General features: G+C 41.5%; 20 protein-coding genes. 15 read left to right on the forward strand and 5 right to left on the reverse strand.

What is annotated here, in order from left to right:
- Positions 1–114 precede the first annotated feature (114 nt).
- Positions 115–1,239 (forward strand): serine hydrolase domain-containing protein, encoded by a 1,125-nt coding sequence (locus ISG33_RS12885; RefSeq protein WP_195734021.1) that lies wholly within the window; start codon positions 115–117, stop codon positions 1,237–1,239.
- 32 nt (positions 1,240–1,271) lie between these two features.
- Here ISG33_RS12885 and speA read toward each other — a convergent pair whose 3' ends face one another.
- Positions 1,272–3,194: a biosynthetic arginine decarboxylase gene (gene speA, locus ISG33_RS12890; protein WP_195734022.1), complete on the reverse strand. Its 1,923-nt coding sequence runs from the start codon at positions 3,192–3,194 to the stop codon at positions 1,272–1,274.
- 258 nt (positions 3,195–3,452) lie between these two features.
- Here speA and ISG33_RS12895 point away from each other — a divergent pair, with 258 nt between their 5' ends.
- A complete protein-coding gene (locus ISG33_RS12895) occupies positions 3,453–4,388 on the forward strand; it encodes a GGDEF domain-containing response regulator (protein ID WP_229333588.1) in 936 nt (311 codons plus the stop codon).
- A gap of 12 nt (positions 4,389–4,400) precedes the next feature.
- Here ISG33_RS12895 and ISG33_RS12900 read toward each other — a convergent pair whose 3' ends face one another.
- A complete protein-coding gene (locus ISG33_RS12900) occupies positions 4,401–5,921 on the reverse strand; it encodes a polysaccharide lyase family 7 protein (protein WP_195734024.1) in 1,521 nt (506 codons plus the stop codon).
- A gap of 291 nt (positions 5,922–6,212) precedes the next feature.
- On the opposite strand from ISG33_RS12900, the gene ISG33_RS12905 reads away from it, so the two are divergent.
- From ISG33_RS12905 to cynS, 4 genes are all read left to right on the forward strand, one after another.
- The gene (locus tag ISG33_RS12905; RefSeq protein ID WP_195734410.1) at positions 6,213–8,252 is read left to right on the forward strand and encodes an EAL domain-containing protein; all 2,040 of its coding nucleotides are present in this window, start codon (positions 6,213–6,215) and stop codon (positions 8,250–8,252) included.
- A gap of 729 nt (positions 8,253–8,981) precedes the next feature.
- Positions 8,982–9,827: a formate/nitrite transporter family protein gene (locus tag ISG33_RS12910; protein WP_195734025.1), complete on the forward strand. Its 846-nt coding sequence runs from the start codon at positions 8,982–8,984 to the stop codon at positions 9,825–9,827.
- Between the two features lie 78 nt (positions 9,828–9,905).
- Positions 9,906–11,648, forward strand: a complete 1,743-nt coding sequence (locus ISG33_RS12915; RefSeq protein ID WP_195734026.1) for a bifunctional protein-serine/threonine kinase/phosphatase — start codon at positions 9,906–9,908, stop codon at positions 11,646–11,648.
- A gap of 43 nt (positions 11,649–11,691) precedes the next feature.
- A complete protein-coding gene (cynS, locus tag ISG33_RS12920; protein WP_195734027.1) occupies positions 11,692–12,141 on the forward strand; it encodes a cyanase in 450 nt (149 codons plus the stop codon).
- 288 nt (positions 12,142–12,429) lie between these two features.
- Here the strand turns inward: cynS and ISG33_RS12925 are convergent, their stop codons facing one another.
- From ISG33_RS12925 to ISG33_RS12935, 3 genes are all read right to left on the reverse strand, one after another.
- Positions 12,430–13,323 (reverse strand): SDH family Clp fold serine proteinase, encoded by an 894-nt coding sequence (locus ISG33_RS12925; RefSeq protein WP_195734028.1) that lies wholly within the window; start codon positions 13,321–13,323, stop codon positions 12,430–12,432.
- A 25-nt stretch (positions 13,324–13,348) separates the two neighbouring features.
- Entirely contained in the window at positions 13,349–13,534 is a 186-nt protein-coding gene (locus ISG33_RS12930) for a hypothetical protein (RefSeq protein ID WP_195734029.1), read from the reverse strand.
- A 117-nt stretch (positions 13,535–13,651) separates the two neighbouring features.
- Entirely contained in the window at positions 13,652–14,821 is a 1,170-nt protein-coding gene (locus ISG33_RS12935) for a hypothetical protein (RefSeq protein ID WP_195734030.1), read from the reverse strand.
- Between ISG33_RS12935 and ISG33_RS12940 the strand changes: the two genes are divergently transcribed.
- The 9 genes from ISG33_RS12940 (at position 14,820) to ISG33_RS12980 (ending at position 25,567) form a co-directional block, all read left to right on the forward strand.
- A complete protein-coding gene (locus ISG33_RS12940; RefSeq protein WP_195734031.1) occupies positions 14,820–15,182 on the forward strand; it encodes a helix-turn-helix transcriptional regulator in 363 nt (120 codons plus the stop codon). The genes ISG33_RS12935 and ISG33_RS12940 overlap by 2 nt on opposite strands.
- Positions 15,175–15,375 (forward strand): hypothetical protein, encoded by a 201-nt coding sequence (locus ISG33_RS12945; protein WP_195734032.1) that lies wholly within the window; start codon positions 15,175–15,177, stop codon positions 15,373–15,375. The genes ISG33_RS12940 and ISG33_RS12945 overlap by 8 nt, the downstream gene beginning before the upstream one ends.
- Positions 15,365–15,670: a hypothetical protein gene (locus ISG33_RS12950; RefSeq protein WP_195734033.1), complete on the forward strand. Its 306-nt coding sequence runs from the start codon at positions 15,365–15,367 to the stop codon at positions 15,668–15,670. Before ISG33_RS12945 ends, ISG33_RS12950 begins: the two co-directional genes overlap by 11 nt.
- Positions 15,667–17,355 (forward strand): type IV secretion system DNA-binding domain-containing protein, encoded by a 1,689-nt coding sequence (locus ISG33_RS12955; protein ID WP_195734034.1) that lies wholly within the window; start codon positions 15,667–15,669, stop codon positions 17,353–17,355. The genes ISG33_RS12950 and ISG33_RS12955 overlap by 4 nt, the downstream gene beginning before the upstream one ends.
- The gene (gene mobF, locus ISG33_RS12960) at positions 17,352–19,925 is read left to right on the forward strand and encodes a MobF family relaxase (RefSeq protein ID WP_195734035.1); all 2,574 of its coding nucleotides are present in this window, start codon (positions 17,352–17,354) and stop codon (positions 19,923–19,925) included. Before ISG33_RS12955 ends, mobF begins: the two co-directional genes overlap by 4 nt.
- A gap of 102 nt (positions 19,926–20,027) precedes the next feature.
- Positions 20,028–20,213 (forward strand): helix-turn-helix domain-containing protein, encoded by a 186-nt coding sequence (locus ISG33_RS12965; RefSeq protein ID WP_195734036.1) that lies wholly within the window; start codon positions 20,028–20,030, stop codon positions 20,211–20,213.
- Positions 20,210–23,245 (forward strand): type I restriction endonuclease subunit R, encoded by a 3,036-nt coding sequence (locus tag ISG33_RS12970; RefSeq protein ID WP_195734037.1) that lies wholly within the window; start codon positions 20,210–20,212, stop codon positions 23,243–23,245. The genes ISG33_RS12965 and ISG33_RS12970 overlap by 4 nt, the downstream gene beginning before the upstream one ends.
- The gene (locus ISG33_RS12975) at positions 23,238–24,506 is read left to right on the forward strand and encodes a restriction endonuclease subunit S (protein ID WP_195734038.1); all 1,269 of its coding nucleotides are present in this window, start codon (positions 23,238–23,240) and stop codon (positions 24,504–24,506) included. Before ISG33_RS12970 ends, ISG33_RS12975 begins: the two co-directional genes overlap by 8 nt.
- Complete coding sequence (locus ISG33_RS12980) at positions 24,503–25,567, forward strand: AAA family ATPase (RefSeq protein WP_195734039.1); 1,065 nt, start codon at positions 24,503–24,505, stop codon at positions 25,565–25,567. Before ISG33_RS12975 ends, ISG33_RS12980 begins: the two co-directional genes overlap by 4 nt.
- Positions 25,568–25,574 lie beyond the last annotated feature (7 nt).

Genomic DNA, 25,574 nt, shown 5'->3' on the forward strand with positions numbered 1-25,574 from the left:
TTCTTTTCGGAACACGTAAATGGAACTTATGTTGAATTACTGGGGTCAATTGCTAATATTGTGTTCTCACCATTCCGGGTGGACAAAATACAATAAAAATAAAAAGTGCAGCATTTGTCTATATCAAAATTAATTATTATCTTCTTGGGTTTTTCGCTTTGCACTTCTGTTAGTGCAGATGAAGACTGGTTGTCGCAATATAAGCGAGACATTAAGCAAAAAGCCCAGAATAAAAAGTTACCCGGCTTGGCTTTCATCATGGTTGAAAAAGGTAAAACAAGTCATTTTGCATACTATGGCAAAACTGACCGCCATGGCACGCCTATCAATAAAGAAACAGTATTTCGACTCGCCTCGGTTTCAAAAACCTTCACCGCCGCTTTTGTCGCGAAAGAAGTTGAGGACGCGACTTATAGCTGGGAAAATAGCCTTCAAGACTTATTACCCGACTACAAGTTTGATAACTATAAAGATAGCCCCATTTTACTCACTCATTTAGTTGGGCAATCTACAGGTTTTATTCCCAATGCCTACGATAATTTAATTGAAGCAAACTACGATCTACCAAGGGTATTACAGCATCTTGAAAAGCTAGATTCTCTATGTAAGCCTGGTATTTGTTATACCTATCAAAACACATTCTTTGGAGTGTTGGAAGAGTATTACAAGGGCAAAAATACAAGCTTTGCGAGCGAAATTACTGACAAAATCCTAACCCCCTTAAAAATGCCAACCGCTAGTGTCGGCAGGGAAGGCTTAGAGTCATCAACACTTTGGGCCAAACCTCATGCGGCGATAGATAAAAACAAATGGGTTAGTGTGAAAGTTAAAAACAACTATTACAAATACAACCCTGCGGCAGGTATCAATGCGAGTGCAGCAGACATGGAAATCTGGCTTAAAGCGATGCTGCTCGACTACCCTAATATTATTGATAAGGATATGATTGAGTCGTTAACGGAGCCTAGAGTGAGAACCAAGCGCGAGTTATATCGAAGAGAATGGCGCAAGATAATCAAAGACGCTCATTACGGCTTGGGTTGGCGCGTTTATAATGTTGACGATATTGAGATCATTTATCATGGTGGCTGGGTGCAAGGCTACAGAGCGGATATAGCGTTCTCTCCAGAACTTGGCGTCGGTTATGCCATGCTAATGAACGCCGAGTCGAATCTCATCAACGAACTCACGGCCGACTTCTGGAAACAACAAATAAAGGCATATAAAAAGAACAAATAACGCGTCGTATCAAACCTTTCGACTTATTGTTACTACTCAGTTTTTAAGTAAGTGTAACCTTCCAAACAATTTTCGTAAAAATCGGTCCACTTTACACCCTCGCGCGGCAAAATTTGACCATTAGCAACTTGTTTATCAATCTGACGTTTAACATCAATAGCCATTGTTTTTGGGTGATATTGCATGATTGACAATACGTCTTCTACCGACGAACCTTTAACAACTTCTTCGATGTAAAAGTCTTCAGGATCGTCATCGTAACTAAAAATATGCACTTCATTTAAGCGGCCGAACAGATTATGCATATCGCCCATTACGTCTTGATATGCGCCAGTTAAAAACAAGCCCAAATGGGCCTTTTCATTTGGTGCTAACGAACGAATTGGCATGATGTTTTGAATCGCTCGGTCAATAACAAAGCGGTCAATCTTGCCGTCGGAATCACAAGTGATGTCAACTAATGAGCAATCAATATCAGGCTCTTGATCCATACCAGTTAGTGGCACAACAGGCAAAATTTGATCTATCGCCCAAGTATCGGCCGCCGACTGGAAAATAGAGAAATTACACAAATACTGAGAAGACAGAGAAAAATCAAGATGCTGCAAACCATCCGGCACGAACTCCACGTCGCGATACTGTAGTTGCAACTGTCGCATAATTTGCCAATAGAGGGTTTCTATTTTCCCGAGTTCTTCAAGCGAGATAACTCGCAGTTTAAAGGCCGATACAGCTTGCTCTTTCCACTCTGAAGCGTCATTGTAAGCTTCTTGCAAGTTTGTAACATTGGAGAGGTTTTCAAGCAGCTCTCTGATATTTTTCAATAATATGTGCTCGCCTTCTGCAGCGACTGTATCAAGCATCGCTCCATCCGCTTTAATTTCACCAACTATCTCAGTAATAACGCAGCTGTGATGAGCCGTAATCGCTCTTCCACTCTCTGTCACGATGTGCGGATGTGGCACATTTTCTAGGTCACATATCTCTTTCATGCCATAAATTACGTCGGCCACATATTCATGTAAGCTGTAATTACGAGACGAATCATTGGTAGATTTACTACCGTCATAGTCAATCCCGAGTCCGCCGCCTACATCTACGTATTCTAAAGGAAAGCCCATTCCGTGCAGTTCAGAATAGATCCTCGCACCTTCATTAACCGCATCTTTTATCGCTCTAATATCGGTTAATTGGCTACCGATGTGAAAATGCAATAGCTTTAACGTATGCGCCATACCCTCTTGTTCAAGATATCGCGCAGAATTGATGATTTCTGGAATGGTAAGACCAAATTTAGCGCGTTCACCGCTCGAGCCTTGCCATTTGCCCTTGCCCATCGCAGTCATTTTTGAGCGTAAACCAATAATTGGTTCAATATTGAGTTCTTTTGAGAGTCGTACAAGCATTAACAACTCGGAGTACTTCTCAATCACCACAACGACTTTGCGACCAAGTTTTCTGCCTAGCAAACTTAAACGGATGAATTCTTCGTCTTTATATCCGTTCAATATCGTCAGTGAATTCGGATTTGTATTGTAGGCCAATACTGCTAGTAACTCTGATTTAGAGCCAGCTTCTAAGCCAAAATCATAGGGTGCGCCAGCGTCGACGATCTCTTCAACCACCTCACGCATCTGGTTAACTTTAATTGGATAAACACCGCGATACTCTCCGTTATACGAAGCCTCGCTAATGGTTGAATTAAAAGCTTCATTTATACCAACCACTTGCGAGCGAAGCACATCATGGAAGCGAACGACTACTGGAAACTGAATACCCTCTTGGCTTACTTCGTCGATAACGGCTTTAAAATCAATTCGCATACTTGGATTGGATGGATCTGGAGATACTTTGACATTGCCATTTTCACCTATATGAAAATAGCCTCCACCCCAGCTAGAAACGCCATAGGTGCGCTCTGCATCTTCTATTGTCCAAGTTTTGTTTTGTGTCATAATTTTTGCCATTAAACGACTAAGCTACAAAGTGAGCGCAGATTATAGTGCAGATTTTTCTACTTACTAAACTATTTTGCAGATTAGAGTGGAAAAGATGCTAAATAGAGCGTAGTTTTGGTTAAATACTAGACGAAGGTTTACATGCAATTCTCTGTTATTGAGCGTAAACTAAAATACTGGTTAACATACGGCGTGCGTTAAGAGATTTTTGTATGTCAGCGACACAACGATGGATAATAAACTATGGGCAGCGCATTGCAATCTAGTAATAGTATCGACGAATCCACCTACCGTGTTTTGGTGATCGATGATAACGAAATGGAACTCAAGCTATACTTTAATGGTTTGGGTAAAGACTTTGACATTTCGTTCTCACCAAACGCTCGCCAAGCTTGGGAGTTATTAAATAACTCACCACTGCCCGACGCCATCATTCTGGATATCATGATGCCGAATGAAGATGGATTACATTTGTGTAATCGCATTAAAGAAACTCAATTTTTGCAAGATGTTCCCATCATTTTTGTCTCGTCACTCACTGGTCCCTCAGTGAAATCAGAAGCCTTTGAGCTAGGCGGTGCAGATTTTGTCACTAAGCCGCCGATGATGACAGAACTTATCGCCCGTCTAAAACGACATATAAAGCTGTATCGTAAAACTAAAAAACTTGAATCTCTCATCTTTATCGACCCACTGACTCACTTGCCAAACGAAGCTAAATTTAAAGAAGTTATGGCAGTAGAATGGGCTCGATGCGCGCGCTACTGGCACCATCTTACCCTTATCATCGTGAAGGTTGAGAAAATACAAGAAATTCGCGAAAACGACGGTAACGATAAGTATTTCTCTACACTTGCCGCGGTTGCCGAGGGTTTGTCTGATGCTGGGAATCGGCCTGGCGACCTAGTTGCAACCCTTGGTAACAATGAATTTGCGATTTTGCTGTCTGATTGCGGCCATGACGGCGCAGAATTAAAGGCAAGGCAAGTAATGGAACGCTTTCATAATGGCGAAATAGCTAACCTTACCTCTCGGCTTGGTTGCACTATTGGTTACGCTGTGGCAGCGCCCGCAGGTGGTGGAGTGTCAAACGATTTGTTCACTGCAGTAGATAACATGATGTTCGAAGCACGTCAGTTAGGCTCTGGAAAAATATATCCAGTGGCGGGCGTTATCGGTGTTGACCAATAACGCCACAATAGCCTATGGTTCGCCGTGAGTGTTGCTTAAATAATAGAATGTCACTTGGTCGAAATCAGAACCAAGGCCGTTCGTATTTCCGCTGTCTCCAGTGTTATTTTGAGAATAGGCACCCGCTTTAAAGTAATTCCATTCGTCGCTACGGTCATAACCACTGCCTTCTATTTCCATGTCTACGTATTGATGAGCAATAATAGGGCCTTGTAAATCACCTCGGCGAATAATGACGTCGATACGTGAACCTGCTTGTATTATTTCATAAGAAAATATCTCACCCAAGGCAATGCCCTGCTCGGGATTGTCGGTATAAATAGGTTGCGACGACTCACTTAAATTTGGTCTACCCAATACGGTCTTCCATATATCGTCTCCGCCCCAGTATTCATGCGCCATATAAATATAGCCACGTTCGTTATCCGGAAACTTCTTGTAGTAAAGTCGAATTGGCTCGTCGTCACCTGCGTGAATTTGCCCAACGATCACTCGACCCGTATGGGATTGACTGCCAGAAATAGTCACCTTGTCTACCTTTAACGTAGCTTTGAGTTCACCACCTCTGCCGGCAACCGCACCATCGGGCTCAGGCTGATAGCCCAATACCCAGTTGTTTAGGGTAGTCCCTTGAGTACGAATGCCAGTATTTCCTCTACGTAGCATCTCTCTTAACTCCGACCTAGTGAAGCTAGTATTGGCTGAGGTTTTTGCACCAAAAATCGTAGCAACAAAAGTCATACCGCCATCATCCGCAGTATAGAAGTAATCGTCATCTTCAAAACCTGCGTCTAACTCTCTTTCGCTTGCTCGCAGAGAAAAGCCGTCATCAGGATCGGTTCTTGGAGTGTCAAGCGCCCAACTAAGTAAGTCAAAGTTTTCGCCTGGCGGCTTTGTTGGATCCAAGCCATATTGAGCTATGTCTACGGTTTGTGTGTTAATCGGAGCATCAACTACGTCGAGGGGGCAACCAAAAAGTGCGAACTCACTTAAGGCAGTAGCACCATTGGTCGTATCACCATTACTGGTAAACTTCACGAAGCGCGCAACGCTAGCACCAAGGTTGAAACGCTCAAACATTAGCGTGTCGCCTGCGGTAAGCTCGCTAGTTAATATTGTGGAAAAAGTCTCGCCATCCTCCGATACAGCTATATCAAATGAATTTACCGCGCTATCTCCCTGATACCAAGCAGTACCAACTTCTCGAATGTAATGGCGATAGCCAAGGTCAACGATAAATTCCGCTGAACCCGAGACGACCTCCCAGCGGCTCGACTCGTCTAGACTGCCGTCGATAGCTAAATCCGCATTAAAAGATGCGTTCACAGAAGAGTCTGAAGAAATAGCATTGATTTGAAGATAGTCTAATCCGCTGCAAGACGTTCTGCTTAAGTCTGGTGGAAACAGTGGCTCAGGTACATTCGTTTCAGGCTCAGGTTCTGGGTCTGGAGAAGGCAACACAATGTCACGAGTATCAGAGGAGCCACAGGCCGATAAAAGTAGCGCGAGGGTTAATATTGAAATTTTGTACAAGATTGCATTTCCTTTATTAATGATGCACCAGCTCTCGTGTAGTAGCCTTCGCATTTCTTCATTATTCAATTTCTGGGTTGAGGTTAAGATAATGACACTTATTGGTCAACAATGTAAATAGCTTTGGTAATGAATATTGTAAACCAATAATCTACAGTATTTTCGATTTGACTTTGTTTTTCTTATTCGATAAAACTCAAAGAAAGCTTAACCCCTGCGTAATGACAGTCGATAGAACACAATAGAACTAAAGAACTGAACGATTAAGGAGAGGCTCAAATCACTACACCCATATCTATTCCCGCCACCAGTACCGATGCAATTCATCAACTATTTGATGCCGTAGAAGCAATCTCGGTGCAAGGTTATGATGAGAATCGGAATGTGATCTATTGGAATAAAGGCAGTGAGCTACTATACGGCTACTCTGAGGAAGAGGCCTTAGGCTGTAAATTGGAATCGTTGATCATTCCCACTGATATGCATGATTCTGTAGTGGCAGCTCATCGAAACTGGGTTGACAATAATATTCCAATCGGAGCGTCAAAATTAACTCTTCGAGCAAAAAATAATTTGCCTGTGAATGTCTATTCTAGCCATGTAATGTTTACGACCGAACTCAATAAAAAGCAGATGTATTGCATCGATATTAGTCTCGATGATGTGCTTAAAGCGAAACAACAAATTAGCATCAAAGAAAATTTACTTGAGGCCGTTCTCGATGCAACACCCGACCTATTTTTTGTAATGGAAGAAGATACCACCATCATCTCTTTCCATACTAACTCCCAAGATGACCTTTATGTGGTGCCAGATGGTTTTATAGGCAAACCTATGGCATCAATATTACCAAAAGAAGTAAGCGATAAACTAAAAACAAATATTAAAAAGGCGCTTCAACAGGATGGCGTTGTTGATTTTCAGTATCAATTAAATGTGCCTGCTGGCTTACTGTATTTTGAAGCGCGCGCACGCCACCTCAAAACAGAGAAGCAACTGGTGCTTGTGGTGAGAGATATCACTGAGCAACATAACGCGGCCGAAACGATTAAACGCCAAGCTTACTTCGATACCCTAACCAAGTTACCAAATCGTTTTTTATCGCTCGATCGTTTATCTCAAATAATGAACGAAGCTGAACGGCAGCGAACACAGTGTGCAGTACTATTTTTAGACTTAGACGACTTTAAAAAAGTCAATGATAGCCTAGGCCATGATACCGGAGACCAAGTATTAGTTGAATCAGCAACTCGTCTTACAACGGTTATTCGAAAACGTGATACGGTTGGCCGACTTGGGGGCGATGAGTTTATTGTTTTACTTCCTGATGTAGCAGACTATCGGGGTATTACTACCGTTGTCGAAAATCTATTGGACGCGTTTAGGCAGCCATTTAAGCTGGAAGGCCGAGAGCTTATGTTGACTCTTAGCGTAGGCGTAGCGATATACCCTGAAAATGGCGATAACGCTTCCGACCTTCTTCGCAATGCTGATACCGCTATGTATCAAGCTAAAGCCATGGGTCGCAATGCATACTCCTTCTTTACCAAAGAAATGGATGAAATTACGAGTCGCCGTTTCGAATTAGAGGATCAAATGAGAGGCGCTTTGCAGAGAGGGGAATTTAGCTTACATTTTCAGCCGAAGTTGCATGCTCAAACAGCGGAAATTGTTGGTGCTGAAGCCCTGTTGAGATGGTTTAACCCCGTTCTGGGGAATGTTGGGCCCGACGAATTTATCCCAATTGCTGAGCATACGGGCTTGATCATCGAGATCGGTGAATTTGTTATTACACAAGCGCTGAGTTTTCTGTCTTCATGGGAAGCAGAATCACAAAAAAATCTGCATGTTGCGGTAAATTTATCGCCTCGCCAATTTAGGGATAAAAACTTACTTAACTTTGTAAGCGACGCCATGCTAACTGCCAACATTCCGCCTCATAAACTAGAATTTGAGATCACCGAAGGCGTTCTACTTACTGGTGAAAACTACATCACAGAAACACTAAATAATTTACACAACATGGGGGTGACTTTATCGATGGACGACTTCGGCACAGGTTATTCTTCCCTTAGTTATTTACGTCAATATTCATTCAACATGCTAAAAATCGATCGTAGCTTTGTAAGTGGTATTGTTGAAAACACTGCCGATCAGAAGTTAGTGATTGCCACCATTGCCATGGCGCACAGCCTAGGGTTAAAAGTGGTAGCAGAGGGCGTGGAAACTGAGGCGCAGTATGCATTGCTCAACAAACTGGGTTGTGATTTTGTGCAAGGATACTATTTCAGTAAACCACTCCCACAAGAGGATTTATTAGCGTCGTCATAACACCGATCGCTACAGTTTACCTTGGTAAAAAATCAGACTGAACGGTGAGCAACGCTCGACTTCTTAGAAAGCCATTTGAAGAGTAAGATGGTACCGAAATATATCACCGTAAAAAAAGCAATGATAAGTAAATCAATTATCAAATAGGCGCAGAAACTAAGCCACCAGTCATTGTGTTGTATTGCACTTAGCATAAGCAGAAGTCCTTTAAATAGGAAGGGGCGAGCCAAAGACTCGCCCAAACACAAGGGCATGTTAGCCAAGACCAATCGGCCAACATCTTTAGTATACACACCCAAATACAAATAACAATCATTATCATTTAATTAATTTCTTTGAATACTCTCAACTAAAACTGCTCTACTTTATTATCACGTCAACATAAGTGTTAAGCGCATCAGATCCTTCGGTAAATTCTGTCTATAGCATCGAAAAAACTGCACCAACAAGATCGCGCAGCGCACTTAAATATAGCGCCGACAAATAAAAAATAGCGCGACAAGAAATGTAAGTGACTGATTAATATGAATATTAAATTCTTGGTTCAACACTTGCTTATTCAAAAGTAGATCACCAATGATCTGACACCATTTTTTGATATATACAATGAGCAAAGGCGCTCACAGTTCCGCCAACCCATGCTATGCATGATCCGGCGAAAATGTGAGCGCTTTTTTCGTTTTTACGGGCTGATTTTTAGCTCACCTAACTGTTTAACGGAGAAATACTATGGCGTATTTAGAACCAAGTGAATTTGCCACTAAGATGGTCGACGCTGGAGAGCAAAAAATCTTCATGTCGACAAAAGATACTTTTATTCGCGCATTTATGGCGGGTGCGATTCTTGCCCTTGCAGCCTTTTTTGCTATTACGGTAATCACCAAAACCGGTAATCCTTTACTCGGCTCGGTCTTATTCCCAGTTGGCTTCATCATGTTGTACCTGATGAAATTTGATTTGCTGACTGGCGTATTTACCCTGGTACCGCTAGCCGTATTAGATAAGCGCAAAGGTTGCACAATGCGCGAGCTTTTCAGAAATTGGGGTTTGGTGTTTGTAGGAAACTTTGCGGGGGCGATGACGGTTGCGTTTTTCGCTTCGTTTATTCTTACATATGGTTATCAGATCGACGGTGGTGCAGTTGCTGAGAAAGTTAGCACCATAGGCGAATCGAGAACCATAGGCTACAAAGACCAAGGAATTTTGGGCTGGTTTACTATTTTCATCCGAGGCATGTTGTGTAACTGGATGGTATCAATGGGTGTTGTTGGTGCCATGATTTCTACTTCTGCTGGCTCAAAAATGGCCGCAATGTGGATGCCAATCATGTTGTTCTTCTACATGGCTTTTGAGCATTCAATCGTTAACATGTTCTTGTTCCCATTCTCTATGATCATGGGCGGTGAGTTCACGATTTCAGACTATCTTCTGTGGAATGAAATCCCGACTGTGTTGGGTAATCTAGCAGGAGGACTGCTGTTAGTTGGGCTACCTCTGTACTATACGCATGTAAAAACTAGCAAAGAACGCAAAGCAAAATCTTCAGCAAGCACTGAAACTATCGCTGCGCTCTAGTCGCATTTAAATGAGCCCTGTATCGACGGAACGAACAGGGCATGTCTTTTAGATAAGCGTAAAAGTTGTCAATATCACATGCACAATTCCCTGAAGGTAAGTCATGGTCAATTCAGTAGCTCTGGAAAAAAAGCTATTAATCAGGACTCCTGTGACTGCACTATTCCGCCAAGCCCGCAGCTTGATATAAAAGGTGCAGTAAGCGTAATTGCTGATGGAATTAGTACAAGCGATGTAAGCCAAGTTGCCAGCAAAACTGCCGTTAAGAACTTTTTAAATGATTACTACTGCACATCAGAGGCATGGTCTGTTCAAACCTCAGGGAAACGAGTCATTGAATCCATCAACGGTTGGCTAGCCGTACAAACACTGAATAGTGATTTCCGTTTCAACAAGGACAAGGGATATGTATGTACTTTTAGTGCCGCAATTTTCAAAACATTCACTGCACATTTTTTTCACGTAGGTGATAGTAGGATCTATCGTTTTAGAAATAATCTATTAGAACAACTTACAAAGGATCATCGTACATGGGCTTCTTCGCAAACGAGCTACCTTAGCAGAGCTCTAGGCGTTAACGAAAGTCTCGAAATTGATTATCAGTCCGCACCAATGCAAACAGATGACATATACATTCTTTGTACTGATGGTGTGTATGAATTTTGGGATGCTGACTCGGTTCTTGCCCTACTCGCGGAACATCCCGCAGACCTAGACGCGACCGCAAAATTACTTGCCTCTCAGGCGCTCGATAATGGCAGTGCAGACAATCTCACCATTCAACTGGTTAGAATAGACGCGCTACCAAAATCCGAAATAAGCGTACTTAACGAAAAGTTGAACAACTTAGCACTTCCACCATTGCTTAAGCCCCGCCAAGAATTTGATGGATACCTGATACTCAGGGAGCTGCACGCCAATAGCCGAAGCCATGTGTATCTTGCAAAAGACCTAGAAAACGAAAGCCAAGTCGCCCTGAAAATCCCCTCCATAGCGCGCCGACAAGATAAAAGCTATTTGGAATGCCTTGTGATGGAAGAGTGGGTTGCTAGACGAATTAACAATGCGCATGTCATGAAGGCTGGAATTCAAAGAAGGGAACGGAAATTTTTATACACCGTAACCGAATTCATTGAAGGGATCTCGCTAAGCCAATGGCTAACAGATACACCTAAACTCGATCTTGAAACCGTCAGAAAGTTAATTGAACAGGTCGCAAAAGGACTACATGGCATCCATAGGATGGAAATTTTGCATCAAGATTTAAGGCCAGACAACATCATGATAGATACAAACGGCACCGTTAAAATCATTGATTTTGGGGCCGTAAGAATTAGCGGTATAGAAGAATTAAAAAAAATGTCAGTAGAGTCAGAGCTTCCTGGCGATGCACTTTTTATGGCACCTGAATTTTTTGTTGGCGAAGCCTCATCGACGCGCTCCGATCAATACTCGCTAGCAGTCATAACCTATTACATGCTTAGTGGTCGCTTTCCTTATGGGAATGCCATAGTCAGAGCAAACTCGAAAGCCGCGCAACGAAGGCTTGTTTATCAATCAGTGTTAGACGACAAACGGGATATTCCAGCCTGGATCAACGAGACCCTTCGTAAAGCCCTGCAAATAAGCCCTGACAGGCGCTATGACGAAATATCAGAATTCATTCACGATTTGCGACAACCGAATCCGATCTACCTAAGAAAGTCAAAAGCTCCCTTGATAGAACGCAATCCACTTGGCTTCTGGAAGGGGCTGGCTTTGATTTCAACCACGATAGCAATAACTCTCTTTATTTATATAAAAACACACATGATTTTCTAGTAAGTGTCACAAACAAACTATTTCAGACCAATGGGGATACATTATGATTAGCAGCAGAGAAGAAGTAAGCACAATTATCATGGCAACAAAAGTAGTTAAAGGCATCAAATGGAGCGATGTTGCTTCAGCGATTGGCCTTTCAAAAGAGTGGACTACCGCGGCTTGCTTGGGGCAAATGGCCTTTGATAAAACGCAGGCTGAAAAAGTGGGTGAACTCTTTGAGTTGAGTGACGAAGCTGTCGCTTGGTTACAAATTGCGCCTTATAAAGGCTCACTACCTACTGCCGTTCCTACCGACCCACTCATTTACCGATGGTACGAAGTAGTCAACGTATATGGCTCAACGATTAAAGAGCTCATTCATGAGGAGTTTGGTGACGGCATCATGAGTGCGATTGATTTCTCGATGGACATAAAGCGTGAAAAAAACGAAGCTGGTGATCGCGTCAATGTAGTGCTATCTGGAAAGTTCTTGCCTTATAAAACCTACTAAACTCGCCTAGTAATTCGAGTAAGCAGTGAACCATCTACTTGGTTCACTTTTATTAGCCAACTGCTGACTGCCATTATTTATTTAGTCTCGACAACTGTCTTATAAGAAAAACCCCATTAAACTAATAGCTTAACGGGGTTTTGTATTACATCGAATTGCAATAAATTGCAGGCGAGTGGCTTACATCATGCCGCCCATATAAAAGTTAATATGTTGTTTTTAAATGGTTTTTTATATTTCGATGCGAGGGAAACCCCACTTTATACCCTACTTTCTTTGAGTTGCTTTTTACTGTGGTTGATTCATTACTACGGCAATACCATTTTGATTTTCAATGATTTTAATAGCATTGGCATTGGCGAAGGTGTGCATGAAGCAGTGATGCACTGTTAATACTAAATCCTGAAGAGTTTCGTCATCTTCTAGATCTTCAATACGTAATCCACATTGCTTTGCCTCATCTATGTTAATGTGACGAGCATGAGTTTTAGAGTCTTCATGCTCGTTTAGGAAGGAAACTATATTGCGAGCCTTCTCCGTTGCATCATCACACCCATTAAACATTATACTTATCAAGCTCCGTTCGACCATTTCATCAGCCATCTTGATTGCATTCTTACACTCACCTACGAAGGTTGGGTGGTACTTACCAATTATTGCTTGCCATATTGGTATACTTCCAGGGTCTGACTTTATTGCCTCTATCGCTTCTTCGAATTCCTTTACAACTCCATGTGCTGGAATGCCTCCAAACTGAGGATCAATCGGACCTATATTAGACTGTTTGCCCATAATTATATTTTTGGTAGAGCAAGCTATCATGGTGCCACCGGACATGGCGATTTGTGGTATAAAAGTTTCTATATTACCGTCAAACATCCGGTGAAGATAATCGATTATAGATTCAGTTGCCGCCATATCACCGCCAGGAGTATGAAGCAGAAGGTCTAGCCCTTTTGTTCTATCCAATTCGTGTATAGTTGCCATAAATCCATTTTTGTCATCGTCGTTTATACTTGACTTCGCAAGTCCAGGTTTTTGTAACCAACCTGAATAGTATGCGATGACGTTTCGGTCTCTATGCGCTGATAACTTATTCATATATTTACGACGAATGTAATCTAGCGCATCCACACGTTTTGAATCAGTAAGCTCTTCGAGTACCTGGTTCCAACTTGGCATACAACTTCCTTGTTTATTGGGCTAACTAAACTACTGCAGCTCGCACAGAATAGTTTATTGAGGTATCTTTCAACAAAGACACTCTTTCATGAGAAAAATCATTCTTTTTTGAGGGTTGAGATAATGTTGCCTTTGAGGAGTTCACTATCAATTGGTAGGCTTCATTTATCTCAGACTGCGTCATATCCATAACTTTCTTATTCTTATCCATACATAAACATCCTCCAAATTATTTTCCAAAATATAACGGATTAAGTAGATTATGTCGATAATTTACTTTTTATTAACTTAAAATATTAGCAATACACCTAAGTCCATCTGTACCATTTTATTCTTTTAGTATCGCGTACACTCTAGCCGGACTTAAATTCATTTCTTCTGCTATCGATTCTACGTTTGGTTTACCAGTAGTTGCAATGTTGTGATCTCTTAACGATTTTATTTTTGACCTCAGTGTTTCGTCTTTTATATTTCCACCGCCTCTTGGCTGGGGAGTCATTTTTACAATCTGATAAGCTTCATAGCGCGATAAGATGCCGCAAGTTAACATTAAGTATTCATTTAGGTGCTCGTTCTCAAACGAGTTTTGAATTGGTGTGTTTGGTGCCATTAAAAATGAAGATAATTTGATGCGATTGGCTTCTTCATGGTTCCAAAAGTTAACCTCATTTTTGTCTCGACTTTTATCAAGTGCGCTTACGATACCGTCGATTAGCCATGAGTCAATTGAACTGTATTGATGTGAATCAACCTGATTAATCTTTTCGTAGGCATTTGGGTATATTTTCAGGGAAAGCTCAGTTATTCGATTAGCAATAGATTGCCAATTCTGACTCTGATTGTCGATGCTTTGAATAGATGAAAAAATTGCTGATGGTTTAGGCGAAAAGCTGCCCAGCCATTTATAAAATGTTGGTGCTAATGAAAATGATGTTTTAAATGACAGCTTTTCATAGTAGTGGAGTTCTTCTAAAAACCGACTGTCGGTTGTTTTCATTGCGCTGATCAGCGCTGTTTTATCTTTTCTGTATAAATGTTCACTTCTTTTAGGGAGATGGTCTGGGCAATAAAAAGTTGAATCTCTTCTGCCTAAATGCTCTGTTTCAACAGAAACGCGGACTCTTTTCCAACAAAGAGCGCAAAAAAATAGCGGTTCTTCTGCGTAACGTTTTAAATGCTTACTATTGATTGCGGTTTTTACTAACTGAAAACAATCTCGAAGTGTTATCAAACTATTTAAAAATGATCTTGTTTCTTCCGAAGCTACTGAATTTGTTTTTTTCAGATAGTCAATTTGCTGCTGAAGAAACGAACACGTTCCACTTATACTAACGCACCTTTCTAACAAATCTTTAAACGTAACTACATCATTTGCAGTCAATTCATTTTGTGGAAAAAGTCTTTCTAGCTCATATTTTTTCAACAACTCTCCAATATATAAAAAATTCTTATTGGGCTTAGCTGAAACAGACAACCCTCGGGAATTAGCAGCATCCATGAACGCATTCAAGTCAGTTTGGAACGATTTTATTAATCCTATATTTGACGATTCGGTCACTTACTTTATTGCCTTTGCAAAAATTCAACAGAGTTATCTTCGCTCTTCTCAATATTTTTCATTTCTCACCAATGCTGAAATTGACGCTCACTCAAAAACGGAGATTAGCAGAATGGAAAATAGTAATGAAAAATTATTGAGAGCGAAAGAGGTCAGCCAGTACCTCAGTATAAACAAGAGCACGTTATGGAGATGGAGGCAGAATAGGCAGTTCCCTGATCCTATTGTGCTAGGTGCAAATACGGTCGCATGGAAGCTATCTAGCATCAACGCATGGATTGAGGAGAGAAGTGATGTCTAGATCAACAAAAGATATTTACACGCCACGCACCTCCGGTGTATTAACCGTGCAACTTGAATTCGACTTCGGCCCAGATTTTGCGGGAGTGCAAGGCGAAAGCGATATCGAAACCAAGTCGCTTAAAGAGCATCTTGCAAACCTTAAAAATAAAGCGGTTTCGCTGAAAACAGAGGAAACAAATAATGGCTTGTAATGGAAAGCAAGAGAGAACTGCTCAGGTAAGCATTAGACTAGGCCTCAGTGAGCACAGAGATCTCAAGGTTGCGGCAGAAAATGCTGGCACAACACTTAGTGATATTGCACGAGAGCGTATTCGCCTGTCGACTAAACAGATTGAGTTGTCAGCGCAATTATCGCAACTAGAAAAGCGATTGTCGCAAAAGGTGTTTGATATTTGTTGCGCTGTCGCAAACCTGAGCGAAGATGAGAAGCGAGATGCTGCAAAGTCAGTAAATAGAAATCGTGTGCAGCGAGGTAATGGCAAATGAATGATATGCGACCTGTGGACTGGTCGCGCTTCTCAAGCGTGACTCTTGGTTTGTCGCTTTTAATTAGTAGCGCTGCCGTTCCAATAATGATTTTTGGCTTTGATAATGAGGCTCAAGTAGCAGAGCTTCTGAGCTATTCATTTGATCATGCAACGTGTCTTGCTTTTTATTCAAATTGCGACAAGTTTGCTTTTTCGTTTTCGACGATAACCAAAGTTACATTTTATATTCCAATTATGGCTTTGGCGTTCAGCTTGTTCATAAGCATCTTCGTTGTTAAAAGTTATAAACCGCTACCTCAATACCGCCACATAGCCGGTCCTCTTGTGTTGAGAGGACGGAAGGCATTTGCACATGCTAAGAAATGGCGAAAAAAAGAAGCAGGAATGAGTGGTATAAGGTTACACCCTAAAATAACCATATCAGCACTCAGGGAGCTGGGGAATATATTCATATTCGGACAGCAAGGCGCCGGAAAATCAACGATTATCAAGTTCATGCTAGAGCAACTGCTAAAGCGCAATGATTCGTTATTTATATACGATGAAAAACTTGAATATACAGAGCAATTTTTCACAGGAAATGAAGTACTCATTAGTCCTGGCGACAAACGCAGCTCTTATTGGGATATTTCGAAAGATGTAACTGATGAAGCATCTGCGAAAGCGGTTGCAAGCGTTATGATTCAAGGCGCAACACAAGACAGGTTTTGGACGGATGCCGCACAAGTGGTGCTAACTGGCGTACTAATCAGTTTAATGAAGGAGGAAAAAAGGTGGAACTGGCACGACCTGAGTAATCTTGTATTCAGCGACGCACATTCACTTCATGAGCGTTTTAAAATGCATTACAAAGAAGGTGCAAATCTTGTCGAGCCAGATAGCAAGACCACGCTGTCCATTCTAACCACTTTAGCTATTCAATTAAGTTGGCTTCCTGCCCTTGCGTTTCACTGGAAGTCTTGTACCAATGGGTTCAGCTTGGAAGATTGGCAAAATGTGAAACATTCGAAGCGGTTGATAGTGGCTGGAAACCCAATGTCTTATGAAATGAGTTCAGCTATTTGTGCAGCATTGTTGTCTTTACTCACTAACAAGATAATAGCATCGCCCGACTCTACCACTGAAAGGTTTTGGTTTGTTCTCGATGAACTAGGCAATATGCCAAAAACAGAGTCCCTCAAGAAGCTACTGAGCCTTGGAAGATCAAAGGGAGTGAGAACAATTGCCGGGACCCAAGCGATTTCTCAACTTCGATCACTTTATGGAATAGATGATGCGGAAACAATATCAAGCCTTTTTAGTAGCGTCTTTACACTAAGAACAGGCCCAATTGGTGACTCTACGAAAGTCGCAACTGAAACAATGGGTACTAAGAAAGTTGAGTATCGCGTTAAGTCATTTGATAGCTCAGGAAAGGAGTCACATAGCTTTCAACAAACTGACATGCCAGTTGTTAGTTCAGAAGAAATTGTGCATTTACCTCGCTCTAACCAGAAAGTGTCAGGATACTTGCTGATTAACGGGTTTGAAGCCGTGTACAGACTGGATTGGCCAATTCTAAAGCGTCGTAAGATCGCAGAATCGTTTATCCCTGCCGAGAATAGCCTCGATTTTTCTAAAGAAGCTCCGATTGCCAAACCGCAATCAAAAAATCGCTTTAGACGAGGGAGAGATGAGTCATGATGACGATTGCAGGAATAAAAAACATTGGCTACTACCAAGATCTGGCAACTGAGGACTACTACGTTAAAGGCGGAGAACCCCCGGGAATATGGGCTGGTATTGGTGCGACGGAACTCAAACTCCAAGGTATTATTGAAGATAAAGATTTTGCGAATGTTATGCAGGGCTATTCACCTGATAAAAAAACGGCACTTTGTCAGGCACCTGGAGCAAATCATCGCCCCGGTTGGGATCTGACTTTTAATGCCCCTAAAAGTGTCTCAGTGCTGTGGGCACGTGCTGACGAACGAACTAGAGTCATGTTGCAAGAAGCTCAAAAGAAAGCTGTTCTAACAGCATTGAGGTTAATTGAAGACAATGCCGCATTTACTAGAAGAGGTTCGGCAGGTAGTAAATTTGAGGCTGTTGAAGGTTTAGTAGCCGGGCTTTTTGAGCATTCCACAAGTCGTGCTCAAGATCCACATCTCCACACGCATATGGTCATAGCAAACACAGCACCAAGAGCCGACGGAACTTGGGGAACAATCGAATCCCGCAGCATTATGTTGTGGCAAAAAGCAGCTAGCTCGGTTTACAGAGCCTCATTGGCTGAAAGTATAAGAGCCTTAGGTTATCAGATCGCAAAAGACAAAGAAGCGTTTTACGTCGTTGGTGTACCAGAAGCCAAATGTAAGCAACTTTCAAAGCGCTCCGAGCTGATCAAAACTGAGTTGGCGAAACACTCTAAGTCCAATTGCAGATCTAAATCAGCAGATATTATTGCGCTCAATACCCGTGAGCGAAAATCTGTGATCGACAGGTCTTCATTGTTTTCGAGTTGGGCCCTCGAAATGGACGAAATGGGGTTCGACGAAAATGCTCTTAATCGTATTTACTCAGCTGAACATGACTTTTCACCAAACGAGATAGATATCCCCATCTTAGACGAAGAGACTGTAAAGGATCTTTTGACAGAACGCATGTCTACTTTTCGTGCGCAGGACGCATACGAATTGGCGTCAAAGCTTGCTATAGAAAATAGAGGGTCTGCGCATTGTGCAGTAGCAGTTGCTAGCCGAGTATTGGAGACGGATCACTCTATATTTTTATGTAGAGATTGGAAAAACAATGCGTTGTATACCACGATAGAAGTAATTGAAACTGAACGTTCAATGAAGAGATTGGCTATTGAGCTTTGTTCGAATAGTTTCAATGATATGCCGCCGGCAGCTATTGATTTCGCAATTTCTAATATGTCGATTGAATTATCAGCAGAACAGCTGGAATCTGTGTTTGCAGCCTGTAGCAATAGCCAACTTTCGATAATCCAAGGCTCAGCTGGAGCAGGAAAATCAGTGTCAATGCGATGTGTAGCCAAGGCGTACAAAAGTACGGGAAGTAATGTCATGGGAGCAACCATTGCCCGTGCTGCCGCAAATAATTTACAAAGCGAAGCAAAAATTCAAACCCATACAATTGCTCGTCTACTGCATGCTTTAGATTCCAAAACAAAACCTCTCAACAAAGGTGATGTGCTTATAGTAGATGAAGCAGGACAGGTGGGAACTAAGTACTTAGAGAAAATCTTATCTCATGCCGCTGAGATTGGCTTTAAGGTAGTACTGGTCGGCGAGGATAAACAGCTAGATGCTATAGAGCACGGTGGGGTTTTACGCTACTTATCGCAACCAGAAATAGTCGGTACCACCCGTGTTGAGACAATACGACGACAAACGAATAGCTGGGATCGGCAAGCCGTGGCTGACTTTCGAGATGGGTATGCTAGCCAAGCTCTCACTCAATACGCTAAACGACTTCAACTCAACTTTTCAAATGATGAAGATTCGACTAAACAGAGCTTAATTTCTGCTTGGCAAACTTACCGAATGCATAACCCCGATAAAAAATCGATGGTGATCGCGCAAAGCTGGAATGATGTTCTTCAATTGAATAGAAGTATGCGGCACGAATTACAAAATGAAGGAGTTGTTGGGCACGAAAATATCGAAGTAAAAGGCGTTGTAAGCGATCGTGAGATAGAATTTCAAGTGTCAGTTGGTGAGCGCATCAGGTTCACCAAAAATGACTACAAACGCAATTACACTAATGGAGATTTTGGAACGGTAACTAAGGTGCAGCAGATGGATGATGGTGACGTTTGGATAAGAATTAACATGGACACAGGAAGACAAACTCAATTCATGCTTTCAGACTACTGTAATGATGATGGCCGTACCTATTTAACCCAAGCTTATGCCCAAACTGTTTATAGCTCACAAGGTTTAACTATCGATGGTGACGTATTCATCTATTACACTAAATACATGGATCGTGCTCACAGCTATGTCGCTTGCTCACGTCACAAAGACAAAGCGCACATTTTTGCTAACGCTGAGGAGTTAAAGGATTTAATTCCATCAGACTTTGAGCATGCGCCTGTTGAGATCGGACTGCGTGAAGCATTAGCAGCACAGATGTCACGGGATAGTAGACCCAAGCTTGCGATTGAATATTTAGAGCAACGGCAAGCTAATGAGCTTAGCGAAAGTAAGGAAAAGGTAATAGCTAAGACAGAGTTAGAAATTTTTTAATACATTACTACCTTTTCACAGAGTTAATTAAGTTAGAGCTTTCGCTTGCTAGTTCCGCAATTTTCTCATACCTTGTTTTTATTCACAGTGTGAGAATATCCTATGAATGATGAAATTATGACAATTCAAGAAGTTGCAACTTATCTTAAATTAAATGATAAAACAGCATACAGATTGGCGAGCGAAGGCAAACTTCCTGGGTTTAAAGTCGGCGGAAGTTGGCGCTTTCGGCGAGGAGATATCCTCCAGTGGATTGAAGATAAAAAGAATAAAGGTATGGATGCATGACTAAAGAACAACAAATAGAAAATTCTTTGATAGCGAAGCTCACAGACCTTAAATATACCTATCGCGAAGATATACGCGACAAGGCCAGTCTTGAACAGAATTTTCGCGAAAAATTTGAAGCCCTTAACCACGTAAAGCTGACCGATTCTGAATTTGCTCGCCTGCGCGATGAAATCGTCAATTCAGATGTCTTTGCCGCAGCTAAAACTTTACGTGAGCGTAATACCTTCCAACGTGAAGATGGCACCCCATTGCAATACACTTTAGTTAATATCAAAGACTGGTGCAAAAACGAATTTGAAGTCATCAATCAATTACGGATTAATACCGACAACAGCCACCATCGTTACGACGTTATTCTATTGATAAACGGCGTTCCTGTGGTTCAGATAGAACTGAAAACGCTTGGCCTCACACCACGCCGTGCGATGGAGCAAATTGTCGAATATAAGAATGACGTAGGTAATGGTTACGTCAATACGTTGCTCTGTTTTATGCAGCTCTTCATTGTCAGCAACCGCGATAACACTCTCTATTTTGCTAACAACCACAATCAGCATTTTAGCTTTAATGCCGATGAGCGTTTTTTGCCCATTTATCAGCTAGCCAAAGAAGATAATACCAAAATCACCCATCTCGACGATTTTGCCGATAACTTTTTAACAAAATGTACCTTAGGACAAATGATCAGCCGTTATATGGTACTGGTAGCCAGCGAGCAGAAGCTCATGATTATGCGCCCGTACCAAATCTATGCGGTAAAGGCGATTGTTGATTGTATTCATCAAAATCGCGGCAATGGTTATATCTGGCACACAACAGGAAGCGGTAAAACGCTCACATCTTTCAAGGCTTCCACTTTATTGAAAGACAACCCTGACATTGATAAATGCCTGTTTGTGGTAGATCGTAAAGACCTTGATCGTCAAACTCGTCAGGAATTCAATAAGTTTCAAGAAGGCTGTGTAGAAGAAAACACTAATACCGAAGCCTTGGTTCGACGAATGTTGTCGGACGATTACGCCGATAAAGTCATCGTTACCACCATACAAAAGCTTGGCCTAGCGCTAGACGAAAACAGCAAGCGTAACCAACAACACAAACAGAAAGGCAAACAGACTTACAAAGAGCGCCTTGAACCGCTTCGTAATCAAAGAATTGTCTTTATTTTTGATGAATGTCACCGTTCTCAGTTCGGCGATAACCATCAGGCCATTAAAGCTTTCTTTCCTAAAGCGCAATTGTTCGGCTTCACGGGCACGCCAATCTTTGAAGATAACGCCACTTACAAGAAAATTGACGGGACAATAGGTTCATACAAAACCACCGTAGATATTTTCCAAAAGCAGTTACACGCCTATACCATCACTAACGCCATTGACGATCGCAACGTACTGCGCTTCCATATCGACTATTTCGGTGAGAAGCCGAAAGACGATACGAGCGATAAAAAGAAAAAGTCAAAACCAAAGCTACCATCGCCTGAAGCCGTTGTTGGCGAAATACTTAAAAAACATGATTCTGCCACTAACCAAAGGCGATTTAACGCTATATTGGCTACAGCCTCTATCAACAACGCAATTGAATATTATCAGCTATTCAAACAGGCTCAGGCGGAAAAACTGGCAGAAGATGATAGCTATACACCTTTGAATATCGCCTGCGTATTCTCGCCTCCTGCGGAGGGTAATAAAGATGTACAGCAGATACAGGAAGATTTGCCGCAAGAAAAGGAAGACAACCAGCAAGCGCCTGATGAGAAAAAGGCAGCGCTAAAAACCGTTATTACTGATTACAACAAGCAATATGGTACAAACCACACTATAAGTGAATTCGATCTATATTATCAGGATGTACAACAACGCATTAAAGATCAAAAGTACACCAACAAAGACTACCCACATAAAAACAAAATCGATATTGTTATTGTGGTCGATATGTTGTTAACGGGTTTTGATTCTAAATACCTCAACACACTGTATGTAGATAAAAATCTGAAATATCACGGCTTGATACAAGCCTTCTCTCGCACTAACCGCGTCCTAAACGATACCAAGCCGTACGGCAATATCTTGGATTTTCGCTATCAGGAAGATGCCGTGAATACTGCAATAGGTCGTTTCTCAGGAGAAGATAGAACGCGTTCTAAAGAGATATGGTTAGTGGATCCCGCTCCTCAAGTAATTGACAAGTACAAAGAAGCGGTTAGTTTAATGACGGATTTTATGTCGCAACAAAAGGATCAAGGTGACGTAAATACTATTTGTGAACCGAAGGAGGTCTACAATTTAAAAGGTGATGCAGCACGCATAGAATTTATGAATAAATTTAAAGAAGTTCAAAGGCTTAAAACTCAATTAGACCAGTATACTGACCTAAATGATGAGCAGCGCGCAACTATAAATTCATTAATTCCTGAAGAGAGTTTGAGGTCATTAAGAGGAGCATATTTAGATACCGCGCAACGCCTCAAGGCTCAACAAGCAAAAGGTAGTGATGACCCTGATGACCCAGTGCAACAGTTAGAATTTGAATTAGTGCTGTTTGCTTCTGCCGTGATTGATTATGACTACATCATGGGCTTAATCGCTAAATCTACGGATGACGATAAACCAAGCAAGCACAAAATGAGTCGCCAACAACTGATCGACTTGATTAGCTCTAGCGCGAACCTGATGGATGAACGTGACGATATTGTCGACTACATCAACAGCCTTCCGACCGACCAAAGCTTGAATGAAAAAGCTATTCGCGAAGGGTATCAAAAGTTCAAATCCGAAAAATCCGCCCAAGAACTCGCCACCATTGCAGGTAGGCACAATATTGCGCATGAAGCTTTGCAAACGTTCATAGATAACATTCTGGATCGAATGATATTCGATGGTGAAAAACTCAGCGAATTACTGGAACCATTAGATTTGGGCTGGAAAGCGCGTACACAGGCAGAGTTGGCGTTAATGGAAGAATTAGTGCCATTACTCAATAAACTCGCACAAGGGCGTGAGATTTCAGGGTTGGCAGCGTATGAGTAAGAAAATGAAAAAAGGATTAGTTCCAGAGCTGCGTTTCCCTGAATTTCGGGATTCAGGAGAATGGAAGCTATCCCCCCTTAAAAAGCTAGCAACAAGCTGCACAGAAAAGAACCGTGATGGCAATATCGTTAGGGTTCTTACAAATTCAGCCGAGCATGGCATCGTCGATCAACGTGACTATTTTGATAAGGATATAGCTGTTCAAGGAAATCTGGAGGGTTACTTTATTGTCAAAAAAGGCGACTTTGTTTACAACCCAAGAATATCTTCGATGGCGCCTGTAGGGCCGATATCAAAAAATAATATTGCAACAGGGGTTATGTCGCCTCTCTACACTGTTTTTCGGTTCAATTTCGAGAATGTTGACTACTATGCGCATTTTTTCAAAACAACTGGTTGGCACCACTATATGCGGCAGGTTTCTAGTACTGGAGCAAGGCATGACAGAATGGCGATATCCAAGAGTGATTTTATTGCCATGCCAATTCCAACCCCCCCAGTTCAAGAAGAACAAGAAAGAATCTCCGATTGTTTGTCTTCTCTCGATGAGCTAATCGAAGCCCATATTCAAAAGCACGAAGCGCTTCAATCCTATAAAAAGGGCTTAATGCAAAATCTCTTTCCCGACGAGGGTGAAACCGTTCCCGCACTTCGCTTTCCTCAGTTTAATGATGACTTAAAAACTGTTAGTTTTTCTGAGTTGGGTAAAGTGATGATTGGTTTAACTCATAAACCAGAATATGTAAGTTTCGGAAAACCTTTCTTATCTTCAAAGAATATATCGAATGGATATATCGATTTTGAAAATATCAAATATATAAGTGAAGAAAAGTTTTCTAGTATGCCTGATAGCACGAAACCAAAGGTTGGAGATATATTATTTACAAGGGTTGGTTCAAATTTGGGTAATCCAATAATTCTGGAAAAAGATAGAGAATTTGGAATATTTGTTAGTTTGGGTTTTTTGAGAGTGCGCAATGGTGTTTCCAACTACTATGTTAAACATTGGATGAACTCCGATATTTTTTGGAAGCAAGTAAATCAGAAGGTGGCAGGCGGTGCCAAGAATAATTTAAATACAACGTGGTTGAAAGAGTTTGAACTATCAATTCCATCGTTTTCGGAACAACAAAAAATAGCTGATTTCCTCTCTTCCGTTGATGACCTAATAAAAGCACAAACGCAAAAGATTGAAAAGTTGAAAGCCCATAAAAAAGGTTTAATGGCGAAACTTTTTCCCGCGGTAGGTGGCGTGCTATGAATTTAGATGTAATAGCGAGCCAGCTACTAGAAATAGATGAGAATATTATTCTCATCTATGCATTTAATGGGTCGGGTAAAACACAGTTATCTGTTGCGTATAAGAATGCGACTAAAGGCGCCAACGAGGGTCAACATGCTGGTGTTTATTACAATGCCTACAGCGAAGACCTATTTGTTTGGGAAAATGACGAGGAAAATGATGGAGCTGATATAAAGCTCAATATATTGCCAAGTAGTCTGAATCAGTTTCATAGCTTTCTTTACGAAGATGAACAGGCAATGATGGAAAAATTGTCGCTTTATAACCCTAGATATCGCTTTCGCTTCAACTCCTATGATGATCTGGAAAAAGGCATTGATTCAGTTACATTTTATATTGAGGGTGAAGAAGACACTTCGATTAAAATTTCTCGTGGTGAAGAACGTATTTTTGTATGGTGTTTTTATCTTGCCCTCTTAGAAATCGATGGTTGGGCGAATAAGCAGGACTCTCATATTTTCATTGATGATCCAGTTTCTAGCCTTGATGAGCACAATATTTTCACTACTGCTGACACTTTATTTCAGCAAATTGAAAGCCATTACCAGAAAAAGCGGATAATTATTACTACACACCATATTGGGTTGTTTTCGAACTTGGTGAATCGGCTGACTAAAGGCGAAAAAAGTGGGCGCTATAAAAATCTTACCTCAGTACAAATATTGAAAAGGTCAGGGGATGAAGTAACGCTTGAGCCTCTAAAACGTAATGTTTTTCTTTATCATTTGCACCTATTGCAAGTTTTGGATGAGGTTAGGAAAGATCAACTATATACCTACCATTTTGCATTATTAAGACAGCTTTTAGAGAACGTTGCATCCTTCTTGGGAACAGGAAGAACCGGACACACACTGAGCAAAATTGGTGTTGATAATGTCGATGATGTAGTAAACGTAATAAATACTCATTCCCACAAAAACGTTTACTACAACCAAACAGAACTGATGAATGAGGCGGAAGAGCGATACTTCAATGAAGTCTTTGAGAAGCTCATCAGGAAGTACGAATTTTTATTTTAGGTGAGAG

This window comes from Marinibium conchae (genome assembly GCF_015595035.1).
In the GTDB taxonomy this organism is placed as follows: Bacteria; Pseudomonadota; Gammaproteobacteria; order Enterobacterales; family Alteromonadaceae; genus Glaciecola.